Origin of the sequence: Streptosporangium lutulentum (assembly GCF_030811455.1) — a bacterium.
GTDB classification, from domain to species: Bacteria; Actinomycetota; Actinomycetes; order Streptosporangiales; family Streptosporangiaceae; genus Streptosporangium; species Streptosporangium lutulentum.
Genome location: NZ_JAUSQU010000001.1, coordinates 1175612 through 1189348 on the forward strand (window position 1 = coordinate 1175612; position 13737 = coordinate 1189348).

General features: G+C 70.5%; 13 protein-coding genes. 2 read left to right on the plus strand and 11 right to left on the minus strand.

The window, feature by feature from the left end:
- Position 1 precedes the first annotated feature (1 nt).
- From J2853_RS04820 to J2853_RS04860, 9 genes are all read right to left on the minus strand, one after another.
- Positions 2-919 carry a dihydrodipicolinate synthase family protein gene (locus J2853_RS04820; protein WP_307555355.1) on the minus strand — a complete coding sequence of 306 codons (918 nt, stop codon included), beginning with the start codon at positions 917-919 and terminating at the stop codon, positions 2-4.
- Positions 919-2532 (minus strand): FAD-dependent oxidoreductase, encoded by a 1614-nt coding sequence (locus J2853_RS04825; RefSeq protein ID WP_307555357.1) that lies wholly within the window; start codon positions 2530-2532, stop codon positions 919-921. Before J2853_RS04825 ends, J2853_RS04820 begins: the two co-directional genes overlap by 1 nt.
- Positions 2529-4583, minus strand: a complete 2055-nt coding sequence (locus tag J2853_RS04830; protein WP_307555359.1) for an MGH1-like glycoside hydrolase domain-containing protein — start codon at positions 4581-4583, stop codon at positions 2529-2531. Before J2853_RS04830 ends, J2853_RS04825 begins: the two co-directional genes overlap by 4 nt.
- Positions 4580-5374: an ABC transporter ATP-binding protein gene (locus tag J2853_RS04835; protein ID WP_307555361.1), complete on the minus strand. Its 795-nt coding sequence runs from the start codon at positions 5372-5374 to the stop codon at positions 4580-4582. The genes J2853_RS04830 and J2853_RS04835 overlap by 4 nt, the downstream gene beginning before the upstream one ends.
- The gene (locus tag J2853_RS04840; RefSeq protein ID WP_307555363.1) at positions 5371-6402 is read right to left on the minus strand and encodes an ABC transporter ATP-binding protein; all 1032 of its coding nucleotides are present in this window, start codon (positions 6400-6402) and stop codon (positions 5371-5373) included. The genes J2853_RS04835 and J2853_RS04840 overlap by 4 nt, the downstream gene beginning before the upstream one ends.
- 8 nt (positions 6403-6410) lie before the next feature.
- A complete protein-coding gene (locus tag J2853_RS04845) occupies positions 6411-7922 on the minus strand; it encodes an ABC transporter substrate-binding protein (protein WP_307555365.1) in 1512 nt (503 codons plus the stop codon).
- 26 nt (positions 7923-7948) lie between these two features.
- A complete protein-coding gene (locus tag J2853_RS04850) occupies positions 7949-8821 on the minus strand; it encodes an ABC transporter permease (protein WP_307555367.1) in 873 nt (290 codons plus the stop codon).
- Positions 8822-8891: 70 nt separating this feature from the next.
- Positions 8892-9812: an ABC transporter permease gene (locus J2853_RS04855; protein WP_307568601.1), complete on the minus strand. Its 921-nt coding sequence runs from the start codon at positions 9810-9812 to the stop codon at positions 8892-8894.
- A 5-nt stretch (positions 9813-9817) separates the two neighbouring features.
- Entirely contained in the window at positions 9818-10858 is a 1041-nt protein-coding gene (locus J2853_RS04860; RefSeq protein WP_307555369.1) for a LacI family DNA-binding transcriptional regulator, read from the minus strand.
- A 180-nt stretch (positions 10859-11038) separates the two neighbouring features.
- Between J2853_RS04860 and J2853_RS04865 the strand changes: the two genes are divergently transcribed.
- Positions 11039-11890 (plus strand): phytanoyl-CoA dioxygenase family protein, encoded by an 852-nt coding sequence (locus tag J2853_RS04865; RefSeq protein ID WP_307555372.1) that lies wholly within the window; start codon positions 11039-11041, stop codon positions 11888-11890.
- Between the two features lie 10 nt (positions 11891-11900).
- Entirely contained in the window at positions 11901-12758 is an 858-nt protein-coding gene (locus J2853_RS04870; RefSeq protein ID WP_307555374.1) for an AraC family transcriptional regulator, read from the plus strand.
- Positions 12759-12779: 21 nt separating this feature from the next.
- Here the strand turns inward: J2853_RS04870 and J2853_RS04875 are convergent, their stop codons facing one another.
- Positions 12780-12905, minus strand: coding sequence for a CGNR zinc finger domain-containing protein (locus J2853_RS04875; RefSeq protein WP_307555376.1), 126 nt, complete (start codon positions 12903-12905; stop codon positions 12780-12782).
- 193 nt (positions 12906-13098) lie between these two features.
- On the minus strand, positions 13099-13614 hold the full coding sequence (locus J2853_RS04880) for a DUF2087 domain-containing protein (protein ID WP_307555378.1): 516 nt from the start codon (positions 13612-13614) through the stop codon (positions 13099-13101).
- Positions 13615-13737: the final 123 nt, after the last annotated feature.

The following is a 13737-nucleotide window of genomic DNA, read 5'->3' on the forward strand; positions in this document are numbered from 1 at the left end:
TCTACCTCCGGGGTAAGAGATACGCTTCGTCGTTGGTGAGCAGGGCGATCAGGTCGTGCCGTTCGGTCTCGGTGCACGGCAGGAGTGGCGCGGCCACGTGCGGTGGGCACAGCCCGCGGTCGTCGAGCACCGCCTTGATCGCGGGCACTCCCGGCCGCACGGAGTGCAGTGCGAGCAGCCGGTCGATCACCCGCTGCGCGTCCTCGGCGTCGGCGTCTCGCCCGGTTTCGTGGGCGGCGACGAGCTCAACGGCCAGCCGGGGTGCCAGGTTCGCGATGCCCGGGACGATGCCGTCGAGACCGAGCCGCAGTGCCGAGAGCAGCTGGGTCTCCGCCCCCTGGCTCACGCCGAAGTCGGGCCGGCGCCTGGCGGCGGAGACGATGTGGCCCAGCAGTTCCAGGTCGCCGGAGCTGTCCTTGATGCCGACCACGTGCGGCATCGCCACCAGCCGGTCGATCAGCGCCGGGCCGAGCGGGTTGCTGTAGCGCGGAGCGTTATAGGCGACCACAGGAACACCGAGACCGGCCAGGGCCGCGTAGTGAGCGGCGATCTCGTCGTCGCGGTGCCGGAAGTAGATGGGCGGGCTGAGCACGAGTGCGTCGGGCCGGGCCGCCGCGACCGCCGCCGCGCGATCGAGCGCCTCCGCGGTGCCGGCCGCGGTGACGTTGCACAACACCGGCCCGCCGGTGAGCTCGCGCCACTGCCTCGCCACCTGTTCGGCGAACTCGGCGAGCGCGGAGACCGGCAGCAGCGGACCCTCGCCGTTGCTGCCGAACAACATCAGGCTGCGCGCATCCGCCGCGGCGAGCGCGTGGAGCAGTCCCGTCGCCGCCGCGGCGGACGGCGTTCCCGGCTCGCTCATCGGGGTGACGAGCGGGATCATCACGCCGCTGAGGAGCCGCCGGCCGTCGGTCGGCATCAGTACCCCTTGATCTCGGGCCAGGCGAGCTCGACGCCGTCGGTGGCCAGCTCACCCTGGAACGCCCGCAGCCGCGCGCCGTCGGCGTGCACCTGCTCGGGCTCCAGCCCGTGTTCGAGGCAGTGTGCGGCAAGCGCGCCGGCCACCTCGCCGATGTTCCACTCCACCGGATGCAGGCGATAGCAGCCGTTGGTGATGTGGGTGGTGCCGATGTTCTTGGCCGCCGGCAACAGGTTGCGCAGTCGGACCGGGAGCAGCGCGCCGAGCGGGATCTGGAAGGGAGAGCTGGCGACGTCGATGTAGGTGTCGCCGCCGGTCGAGGGATGCAGGTCGATGCGGTACATGCCGATCCCGACCGAGTCGGGGTAGCTCACCGCGCCGGCCTCGCCGCGCACCGACATAGACAGATCCTGCTCGACGATCCGATAGCGGGCGGTGATTCGCCGGGACTCCCGGATGTAGGGTGCTTTGGCCAGCCCGTCGGCAGTGCCCATCACGTCGCCGCGTAACCGGAGTCCCGGCCAGCCGGTACCGCCGTCCTGGCGTGGCGCCTCGGTCTGCAGCCAGTAGAGCATGCTCATGCTCAGCTCGCGGGCACCGGCCAAGTGCTTGTCCCGTTCCTCGTCGCTCACTCCGATCAGCGGGCCGGGCAGATAGTCGATCATCGGCCAGTTCACGATGGTCACATCGCTGTCGGCGAACCCCGGCCGAAACACGTTGCGGGACAACACCCTGCGGAACGCCCACAGCTCCTTGTCGCCGGGATCCGCGCGCTGGTCGGCGACGACCGGACCGGACGCGGCGTTCGGGATGAACTCGCGCCGCACGTTCTCGAGCGTCCTCGGGTCGGGCGCGCTCAGGCTGAGCAACGGGTTCGGCCACTTCGGCGGTTGGTAGCGCACCCAGTCCGAGTAGCCGGCGGGGGGGTCGATCGTGTGGTTCTCCCCGGCCCGGTGGTCGACCGCGAACACCCACGAGAACGCCTGCATGTTCGCCGGCTGGGCCTTCTCGGGGGCGCTCGGCTCGCCGGTGTCGTGCCGGGACTCGAAGCCGGTGACGTGCTCGGCGCCGGTGAGCGGCAGCAGGTCGCCGAGCTCGGTGGCGTCCACAACGTACTGAGCGGTCACGTCGAGCCGGTGCCCGTCGGCTCCCTCGACGGTGACGGCGGTGACCCGGTCGCCGTTCACGGCCGCGCCGAGAACCTTGTGACCGTACAGGATGCGCAGCCGACCGGCCGACACGTACGGCGCGACCATGGCGTCGAGCACGGCGGCGGCGACCTTGGGCTCGTGGCACAGCCTTGAGACCCGCCCCTCGCCGGGGTTGAGGTCCGGACGGGCGCGTGCCTCGTCGGTCAGCGGGTACCACGTCCGGTAGTGGTCCCGGATCGCGTTGCGCAGCCCGCGGTAGCTGCGGGTGCACCCGAACTGCTCGATCCAGGTGTGCTCGTCCGGTGGTACTCCCTGGCTGGTGAGCTGGCCGCCGATCCAGTCGGTCTCCTCGACAAGGACCACGGACCGGCCTCGGCGCAGTGCGGCCAGCGTGGCGGCGACCCCGCCGAGCCCGCCGCCGGCGACGAGGATGTCGGTCGTCGTCTCGGATTCCCTTGTCACGCGGATATTCCCCCATCGTTGTCGTGTTTTTCGTTCTGGTACAACCGGAAGCGTTTCGGTTCCTCGGTGACCGGCACCCGAACCGGGTCACCGGCTCCCGGTGGGCTGACGTAGAGATCGCCGTTGCCGCGGGCGATCCCGGTGACCTCGTCGGCGGTGCGCCGGTAGGCGGTGACCACGACGTCCGGTGCGGCGTTGAGCAGCGGGTGCCCGTCCAGCGTCACGGTCAGCCGGTCGCCGGCGACCACGGCAAGCCGGCCGTCGCCGAGCGGCAGGTTGGCCAGTTCGGCGGCCTCTCCGGGGTGGGCGAACCGCCAGCCGTCCCGCTGGGCGTCGGCGAGCTCGCCGAACGCGAGGTAGGCGAGCAGGCCGCCCCAGGCCATTAGCCCGTCGGAGCGCGCCTGAAGCGCCCGCACGTCCTCGCCGGAGGTGGCCGGGTAGTTCTCGCGGACGTGGCTGTGCATGTCCCATTCGGACAGGAACAGCCGCAACAGCGCGGAAACCATTGGGCGGCCGGCCTCGGTGAGCTCGTAGCGGCGCAGGCCCTCGATCGCGAGGAACGCCATCGGTGCCCAGATGCGTCCGCGCCAGTAGGTCGCCGCGTAGCCGGGATCGTCGCGGGCGGCGCTCGGCAGTGGCGGGTCGCCGCCGAGTGTCTCCGGCCGCAGCAGCCGGGCAACGAGGGCGGCGGCCCGCTCGGGGTCCGGCATCCCGGCCAGCAGCGGGTACAGCATGGTCGGCGAGACGTGCAGGTCGTGCTTCCCGTCGGCCCGCAGGTTCCGGTAGCCGCCTCGGTCGGCGTCCCACAGCAGCGGGTTCGCGGCCGCTCGCGCCGCCGTCGCCTCGGCACGCAACCGTTGCGCCACCTCGGGTTCGCCCAGCGTGTCGGCGATCTCGGCGAGCGCGTCGGCGTCTGCGATGTGCAACGCGACGAGCCCGACGTCGGCGAGGTTCATCGTGTGCGTGTCCGGGTCGTAGGCCACGTCGTCGTACATCGGAGAGTCGTCCAGGCCGGACTCCCGTTTCGTCCGGTCCAGGGTCGCCGACTCGGGGTCGCCGGGAACGGGGTCAGAGCCCCAGGCGAGCAGGCCGTGTGGGCCGCGGCGCACGCGAAGCCACCAGTCGTGCCAGGCCAGCAGCGCCGGGAACGTGTCGGTGAGCAGCGCCCGGTCTCGGGTGTCGTCCGACAGTCCACTCGCGAGGTAGGCCTTGTGGACGGTCAGCGCCCCCACCGGGGGTTGTGACCGGTCAGCGGTGGTGCCCTTGTCGTCGGACACCCGGTTCGGGATCATGCCCGTCGCGTCGGCGAAGGGCAGGATCTGGCCGAAGATCCCGCGGGCGTAGTCGCGGTCGACGGTGCCGGCGACCAGCCCGGTGAAGAACGTGTCCCACGCGTGCAGCGCCCAGCTGCCGTAGAAACCCTTACGCTGCGCGGACACGAAGTCCCGGGAGGTCGGCGTGAGCACCCGGCCGAGATCCGGCGCGTAGATCGTGTTCCAGGTGACGGCGCGGGTCGCGGCCGCGGCGGCGTCGCCGAGCCAGCCGCTCGACCGCGGCGCGGTGCGTTCGGCCTCGGCCCGCCTACGGTCCAGCACGGCGGCGACGTCGTGGGCACCGCCGGGCACGCCCTCCGGGGCCACGTACAGGTCGACCTCGTCGGCGAACTCCAGCACCAGGCCTTCCGCCGGTACCGAACCGTCGACCCGCCAGAGCTCACCGCCGACCCGCACGAGTCCGCCGTCGGCGGCTACGTCGGTGCCACGCCACCCGTCGAGGACCACGAGCACACCCGCGGTTCCCTTGGCCCGGACGTACAGCGCATCGGTGGGTCCGCCGGCCATGACCAGGTGCAGCTGGCCGCCGCCCGCCTCGACAGTGACCTCCGCGTAGCTCCCGTCGACGGTGTGGTGCCCGAGCCGGACCAGCCCGTCGCGCCAGGTGAACCCGTCGAGGGGGGCGCCGGGCACGCCGAACCGGATCCGCAGTCCGGACGGCAGGTGGACCATGCCGGTGTGGGTCGTGACGTCCCAGGTGTTCCAGCCTACGGTCATGCCTCAACTCCCAGGTCGAGCGCGGCGTCCAGCAGGGTTTGGGTGTACTCGTGGCGGGGTGCGCCGAGCACCTCGCCGGCGGGGCCTTCCTCGACGACGACGCCGTGCCGCATCACAGCGACCCGGTCGGCGATCTGGTGGACCACGCCCAGGTCGTGCGAGATGAACAGCAGCGCGAGCCGGTGGCTGCGCCGCAGGTCCACGAGCAGCCGCAGGATCTGCGCCTGCACGGACACGTCGAGAGCCGAGACCGCCTCGTCGCACACCAGCAGCCGTGGCCCGACCGCGAGCGCGCGGGCGATGCTGACCCGCTGGCACTGGCCGCCGGACAGGTCTCCGGCGCGTCGTTCGGCCACGTCGCCGTCAAGACCGACGTCGGCCAGCACCCGGTGCAGCGCCTCGGCCCGGTCGCCCGGTGGTGCCGAGGCCGGATGCGTTCGCCAGGCCTCGCCGATGAGCGCGGCCACGGACATCCGCGGGTTGAGCGACGAGCGTGGGTCCTGGAAGACCATCTGGATCGCGCGCTGCAACTCGGGCGGGCGCCGTCCGGCCGGGCCGAGTGGTCGTCCGTCGAAGGTCACCGACCCGGAATCCGGCCGCTGCAGCCCGACCACACAGCGGGCGACCGTGGTCTTCCCGGAGCCGGACTCGCCCACCACCGCGAGGGTCTCCTCCGGCGCGACCCGCAGGCTCACCCCGTCGACGGCGACCAGACCGCCCCGACGGCGCCGGCCACGGCCACGGCCACCGAAGGTGACCCGCAGGTCGGACACCTCAAGCATGTCGCTCATCGGTCGAGCACCTCCTCGGCGAAGTGACAGGCGCTCCATCGGCCCGGAGCGACCTCGCGAACCGCCGGCACCTCGACGCGACACCGGTCCCGGGCGAGCGGGCACCGCGGATGGAACGCGCACGCGAACGGCCGGTTGGCGGGCGTCGCGGGCGTTCCGGGAAGCGGGTCGGCGAGCGCGGTGCGGGTGCGCACCGCCGGCACGCTCGCCACCAGTGCCCGCGTGTAGGGATGTGCCGGGCGCCGCAGTGCGGCGCCGGCCGGCCCGCGCTCGGCGACGCGTCCGGCGTACATGACCACCACCTGGTCGGCGACGTGTGCGACCACCCGGAGGTCGTGGCTGACCAGCAGCATCGCCAATCCCTGCTCCTGCTGGATCGAGCGGAGCAGGCGCAGGATCCTGGCCTGAACGGTGACGTCGAGCGCGGTGGTCGGCTCGTCGGCGAGCAGCAGTGAGGGGCTGCCGGCCAGGGCGAGGGCGATCATGGCGCGCTGCCGCAGTCCGCCGGAGAACTGGTGGGGATAGCTGTCCATCCGCCGCGCCGGCTCCGGCACCCCGGCCCGGTCGAGTAGGTCGACCACCGCGCGCCGTACCTCGGCACGTGGCCGCCCGTCCCGCCGCAGGATCTCGCCCACCTGCCGGCCGATGGTCAGGCTCGGGTTCAGCGCGGCGAGTGGGTCCTGGAAGATCATCGATATCTCGTGGCCCCGGACCCGCCGCCGCCGGTCGGGGCCGGACCGCAGCAGGTCCTCCCCACGCCACAGCAACTCGCCGCCGGTCGTGGCGCCGTCGGGTAGCAGACCGATCACCGCGAGTGCGGTCATCGTCTTGCCGCTGCCCGACTCGCCGATCAGGCCGACCGTGGTGCCCGCGAGCACGTCGAACGACACGCCGTCCACGATGCGGATCGCGTCCTCGGCGCCGCCGTCCGGAGTGGGCAGGTCGACGACCAGCCCGTCGATTCGCAGCAGAGGGCCGTCCGGCACCGGGTTCGCCGTGCCGGCCTCCTGAGGCCGCTGCACTGTCACCCGGCCGCTCATCGCGCGCCGACGAGCCGGACACCGGAGAAGTCAGGCAGCCCGCTCGGTTCCGGCGTGAACCCGTCGATTCTCGTGTTCCAGGCGTAGGCGAGGTTCACCGTCATCGGGTACATACCGACCGCGTCCTGCCAGATGATCTCGCTGGCCTGGCCGTAGAGATCGGCGCGCTCGGCCTCGTCGGCGCTCGCGCCCGCCTTGGCGAGCAGCGTGTCCAGCTCCGTGTTGCAGTACCCGGTGCGGCCCGCCGCGCACGGGTAGAGCCGGCCGAGGTTGCTCGCCGCGTCGTAGGTCGGCGTCGCGAGCTGTTGGAAGTTGATGTCCCAGTTGAGGGCGAGCAGGTCCTTGGTGAAGACTGCCTTCTCCTTCTCCAGTACGTCCACCTTCACGCCGATCTCGGCGAGCCCGGACGCCACCGCCTGGACGAACGGACGGAACTCGGCGTCGGAGAACTGCAGCCGCAGCTTGCCGTCGAAGTCGAAATCGGCGGCCTGCAACGCGGCCTTCGCGGCCTGCGGATCGTAGCCGCCCGGCTTCTGCTTCACGTAGCCGAGCACCGAGGGCGCCACCGGGGCATCGGCCAGAGCGCCGGTCTCCGGATACAGGTTCTTGATGATCGTGGAGAAGTCGACCGCCTGCCACAGGGCGCGGCGCACCTGCGGGGTCTTCAGCGCGGGAATCGAGGAGTTGAACCACATCGTGAACACCGCGGTGCTCGGCACCGTCTTGACGGTCACGTTGTCCGCATCGCGCAGCACGGACAGCTGGTCGTCCGGGATACCCCAGACGACGTCCACCTCTCCGGTGCGCAGTGCGGTCAACCGCGCCGAGAGGTCTGGGATGTTGCGGATCTCCAGGTTGTCGAGCCCCGGTACGCCGCCCCAGTACTTCTTGTTCGGGGCCAGCGCCAGCACCTCGCTCGGCGCGAACCGGCCCACGGTGAACGGGCCGGAGCCGACCGGATGCTCGAAGAACGCGGTGTCGTCGGTCTTGACACTGCCCGGGATGACGTAGAACAGGCCGAGCTTGCGCGGGATCGACGCGTCCGGGACCGGCGCGGTCAGCGTGACCTCGTTGTCGGCCGGCGCGGTCATCTTGTAATCGGGGAAGTTGGCGGCGTTCGGGCCGTCCAACGTCATCATCCGGTCGAACGAGGCGACCACATCGCGGGCGGTCACCGGCTTGCCGTCGGAGAACGTGACGCCGCGGCGAAGGTGGAACGTCCACTCCGCCGCGGTGGCGCCGGGCTCCCACTTCTCGGCGAGATCGCCGGCGACCTTGCCGTCGGCGACCGGCCGCACGAGCCGGCCGAAGATCGCCTGTGCGGCAAGCTGCGTTCCGGTCGTCGCGCCCTGAGCCCCATGCGGGTCGAGGCTCTCGATCGGATAGGTACCCGCGGCCGTCAGCTTCTGCTGGGCGGGGTCGCCGCCACCGCCGGTGGTCGTGGAGCAGCCGGTCAGCAGCAGAATGGCCACGGCCGCGATCGCCGTTCTCTTACGGAACTCGATCATTGAGTTCTCCCGTCAGGAAAAGGGGGTCAGGTCCGGCGGCGACGGTGCCCGTAACGAGCGGTGAGCTGGTCGCCGAGAATGCCGATGTTTATGATCAGCAGGGACAACGCGATGCCCGGCAGCGTCGAGATCCACCAGGCGGTCTCCAGATACTGCTGGCCGTTCGCGATGGTCTGTCCCCACGAAACGGTCGTGGATGGCAGTCCGATGCCGAGGAAGCTCAGGCCTGCCTCGGCCAGCACGACGAGGGCGAACTCGAGCGTGGCCAGCGCGACGACCGGGCCGAGGGTAAAGGGCAGCACGTGCCGGACGATGATCGACCAGATCGGCACGCCCATCACCCGAGCCGCGTCGACCCACGCCCGCTCGCGCAGCGACAGCGCGACGCCGCGGGTGACTCTGGCGAAGGAGATCCAGGCCGTCACCGACAGCGCGAGGACCACCACCAGGACACTGCGGGCGAACACGCCGGCGATCACGATCGCGAGGAGGATCGCAGGGAACGCCTGCAGTACGTCGATGATCCGGGCCAGCACCGCGTCCAGCCAGCCGCGGGCATAGCCGGCGACGATGCCGATCCCGACCCCGACCAGGCATGCGACCAGCACCGTCGCGAGCCCGATCGACAGTGACGTGCGGGCGCCGTAGACGATCTGCGCGAGGATGTCCCGGCCGAGCGCGTCGGTGCCGAGCCAGGCGACGCCGCCGGACACGGTCTGCGCGCCAGGGGCGAGCAGGCGGTCGGGCAACGGGGTGTGCACCGGGTCGTAATCGATGACGAGCGGCCCGATCACCGCCACCAGCACGTACATCGCGATCACCACGTACGGCACGCGGGCCGGCGCACCCCAGCGCCGGCGCGTCGCGACCTGTCGGGGCAGGGTCGCGGCCCGGCTCATGACATCCCCTCGCGGGTTCGGTGAGGCCTCTCCCGGTCGGCCTGTGTCCATGATTCGCTCGCAAGCTCGCTCATGACCCGGCCTCCGTACGGATGCGCGGGTCCAGCCGGGTGTAGAACACGTCGGCGACGATGTTGAGCACCATGACGATGCCGGCGATCAGCAGGGTCACCGCCTGCACCACGGCGTAGTCGCGGTTGGCGACCGCGTCGACGACCAGTGAGCCGAGCCCCGGCCAGGCGAAGACGTTCTCCACGATCACCGCGCCGCCCATGAGCGCGCCCATCTGCAACCCGACGATCGTCACGACTGGGATGAGCGAGTTGCGCAGCGCGTGTCCCAGCAGGACCTGTCGCTCGGTGAGCCCCTTGGACCGTGCCGTCTGGACGTACGGCTCGCGCATCGCCTCCGTGACACTGCTTCTGGTGAGGCGGGCGACGATGGCGGTGAAGGGGAAGGCCAGCGTCACCGCCGGCAGCACCAGATGTGCGGGTGTGCCGACCCCGGCGCTCGGCAGCAGCCGCAGGCCGAGCGCGAAGGTCAGGACCAGCATGATCCCCACCCAGAACGTGGGGAAGGACTGCAGCGCGATCGTCGCCGCGGACACCACCCGGTCCACCACGCCGCCGGACCGGCTGCCCGCGATGAGCCCGAGTACAAGACCGACGACGACGGCGATGACCGTCGCGGTGAGCGTGAGGTCGATCGTCGCGGGCAGCCGCTCAAGCACCGCGTCCATCGCCGGGCGGCCGAGCCGGTAGGACTGGCCGAAGTCCAACCGCAGCACGTCGCCGAGGTAGCCGAAGTACTGCTCGTACAGCGGCCGGTTCAGTCCGAGCGCCGCGGTGAGCCGGTCGATCTGCTCCTTGCTCGCGTCCGGCCCGAGGAACACCGCCGCAGGGTCGCCCGGCGCGGCGCGCACGATGACGAAGATGACCGATGCCGCGCCCCACATCACGAACACGCCGATCAGCAGGCGGCGCACCACCATGCGGGTCACCGCGACCACATCCGGTCGGGAGCGGGACCGATGGAATCGCCGGGCACGAAGCTGCACGGCACGGTGACCTGCTGGGGAGCGCTGTGCGGATCGCTGAGCAGGTCGACCAGGATCTGCACGGCCACGCGGCCCATCTCCGCACGGGGCAGGGAGAAGCGGGTCCAGTCCCGCAGTTCCGGAGTCCACGACGGCGGGTCACCGAGCAACGCGATCGAGCATTCGCCGGGGAAGCGGACCCTGGCCGCCGCGCTGGTCACATCCAGGGCGGTGGTCAGCCGGTTGTCCTCGCTCGGCTCGACGAGGATCGTGGTGACGCCGGCCGTGCCTGTCCAGTGCTCGACGAACTCGGGCGACAGATCGGCGGGGTCGGCGAGCTCGCGGATCAGCGACTCGTCCACCGCGACCCCGGCCGTGGCAAGGCCCCGCCGGTAACCCGCTTCGCGGTCGCGGGTGGGCTCGGTGTCCTCGACCGCGCGTAAGTAGAGGATTCGCCGGTGCCCCAGGCGAATCAGCTCCGCGACGAGGTCGCTGGTGGCCGTCACGTAGTCGGCCCCGACGTAGGACAGCTCGACGCCCTCGAGCTCGCGGCGGCCGATGAAGACGAACGGGAAGTCCTCCTGGACCAGCTCGGCCAACTCCTCGCGTCGCACGTTGCGACCAAGCAGCACACAGCCGTCGGCGAGCTTCAGGCGGTTCACCCCGCCGGTGTATATCGCCCGGTCTCCCGAGCCGACCGAGCTGAACAGCAGCAGGTCGTAGCCCTGCCGTGCGGTCTCCTCCTCGACGCCCATCAGGAACGGGAAGTAGAAGTCGCGCTGGTCGGTCGGGAAGACGGGCTCGAACGTGTACAGGCCCAGCAGGTGGTTGCGGCCGCCCTTGAGGCTGCGGGCGGCGACGTTGGCCGAGTAGCCCAGCTCGGAGGCCGCCGCGAGGACCGCCTGCCGCGTCGACTCGGTGATCTGGTCACTGACCGCGCCGCCGCTGAGGACGAGCGACACGGTCGCCTGCGAGACACCGGTGCGCTTGGCGATGTCCACCTGGGTTGCCCGACGTTGTCGTGGGGGAGGAGCCACATCAACTCCTATTAATACGTATTAGAAGATGGGGCGAAATGTTAACCACTGATTTCGGGGAGAGTCAACAGATGACCGGATTCGCCATCCAGGTGCGTGCTCGCACCATGGCCGGAACGCGGCCGCGAAGACCACGATTGAACGGTGACGAACACTGATCTGAAGGCCCGGTACGAGCGCGACGGCTATCTTGTCCTTGAGCACGCCTTTGACCCCGGCGAGGTCGATAGGCTGGTCGAAGAGGCCGTTCGCATCTGCCGCGGCGAACTCGGCGACATCCATGGCGCTCTCTCCGCCGGATCCGCCGACACCGACGACGACGTGCTGCGCAGGTTCCTGTGCATCCACTACCCGCACAAGCTCTCCGGCTTGATGCTCGCCACGATGCGCCATTCGGCGATCATTTCGGCTCTCACCTCGCTGATCGGCCCGAACATCAAGGCGATGCAGTCGATGCTGTTCATCAAGTCCGAGGGAGAGCCGGGGCAGGCCTGGCACCAGGACGAGATGTTCATCCCGACCCGGGATCGCTCGCTCGCGGCGGCGTGGCTCGCGCTCGACGACGCCACCATCGAGAACGGCTGCCTCTGGGTGCTGCCGGGATCGCACCGGTCCGGCGTGCTCTACCCGAACCGCGAGCACGACGACCCGCGCTACGACTGCACGGTGGAGTCCTACGGCTTCCCGTTCGACGACTCCGACGCGGTGCCCGTCGAGATCACGGCCGGCTCGGTGCTCGTGTTCAACGGCTACCTGCTGCACAAGTCGATGCCCAACACCGGCGGGCACGGCTACCGGCGGGCGCTGGTCAACCACTACATGAGCGCGGAGTCGCTGCTGCCGTGGGATGCCCCGCCGGAGGGGACGAACATGGCGCAGGCGGACTACCGAGACATCGTCCTCGTTGCCGGCACCGACCCGTACGAGTACAAAGGTCTCCAGGAGGTGCGCCGACCACGGGTTCGCCCGAACCGGGACGGCGGCTGTGACAGATGACGGCTGACAGATGATCTCCGTCGACCTGGTGCCCCGCCTCGGGCCCACCGTCGCGGACTACCCGCCGGGCTCGGCCTTCGGTCCGCGGGACGCCAGGTCGTACCAGTTCGTCTGGCTCCTTCGGGGCAGCGCCACCTGGCTGTGGGACGACGTCCTGCTACCGCTGACCCCGGGAAAGCTGCTACTCGTCCAGCCGGGAATGCGCGACTCGTTCCGCTGGGACACCCGTACCCCGACCCGGCACGCGTACGTGCACTTCACGCTCACCGGTCATGCGCAAGCCGACTGGCCGCTGGTGCGGGACCTGACAGGCCGGCACGACCCGATGGGTGCCCTGTGCCGGTACCTGCTCTGGCTGGGTACCGAGTGCCCGCCGGGGTGGCAGGTCCAAGCCGGCGAAACGCTCCGCCTGCTGGTGCTGATCTTCCTGGCCGGTCCCGCGCAGACGGACTCCACACCGGCGACCCTGCCGGAACCGGTCGTCGCGATGATGCGCGCGGTGCGCGAGCACTGGTCCGACGGGCTGGCGAGGCCGATCCCGATGCGACGACTCGCCACGGCCGCCCAGGTCTCGCCGAGCACGCTGTGCCGCACGTTCCGCCGGCGGTTCGGCGTCGGCCCGGTCGCCGCGATCGAGCTGCTGCGTCTGGCCAGAGCCGAACCGCTGTTGTGGCAGAGCAACCTGTCCATGCACGCGATCGCCGTACAGTGCGGCTTCGCCGACGCCTACCACTTCTCCCGCAGATTCCGCGCGATCTACGGGATGGCACCGACCACGTTCCGCTTCACCGCGCCGGAGACCGCACCACCGTCACCGGTCGAGTCCGGCGGCCTCGCGGCGCTGCAGTCACTCCTCCCCGGAACTTGATCCGAAAATCTCAGACGGAGGTCACGGGTGGCGGCTCCGGTGGTCGGCGACGTACACCCGGTTGGCGCAGCGGGTGGTGCGGAAACGCCGCCTGCCGTTGCGGGAGGTGTCCACGTAGGCCATGCCGCAGCCGGGGCGGTCGAACACGCCCAGCCGACGGTTTGCGGCTTCGGTCCTTCAGCTCACATGCTCCGGCGCGAAATAATCGCGCAGCAAGGCGATCTTCCCGTCGTGGGCGGTCGAAGGGGCGTACATGCTTGATGCCGTATGTCTTATCCGCCCCCTCGCTCAGGGTTGATCACGACAACAGCGTCCACATCCGAGTGCCGGCCACCCGCCTTCAGGGCTCGACCGAGCCGCCGCTGCGCCAGTAGACGTTGTTCTCCCTGCTCAGCAGCTGGTCGTCGACGAGATAGCGGCGCAACGCCGCGTAGTCGTCGTGGAAGGCCCGCAGCGCGACGTTCACCTCCTTCTCCGAATAACGGACGCCCGGCTCGAAGACCTGGGCGATGTAGTTCAGCACGATCAGTTGCTTGTCACGCTTGCTGGGAATCGACCGGAGCCGTCCCTCGACGAGGAACGACTGCAGCACCTTCTCCTCGGGAGAGGCCGAGGGCACCGGTTTGGCCGTGGCGTGCAGCAGCTCGCGGAACCGCGCCCGCCGCACCTGCCACCGGCCGTCGTCCTCACGCACGATCAGGCCGCCGCGTTCGAGCCGGTCCAGTGCGCGTCGGGTCGCGTCCCCGTCCAGTCCGGACCCCTCCGGGACGCCGTTCAACACCAACGCCGCCAGCACCCGCAGCGTGTCTTCCTGGTACAGCAGGCCCAGCACCTGTTTGATCGCATCGTCGCTCATCGGATTCCTTCGGTGGGAGCCCCGGCCTCGGCCGTGGGAAGGACGTCAAGCTCTCTATTTTGCCGGGTCCGCCGGTACGGCGGACCCGGCGGTTCGCCGGAGGCGGCTCAGGACGACGGGACG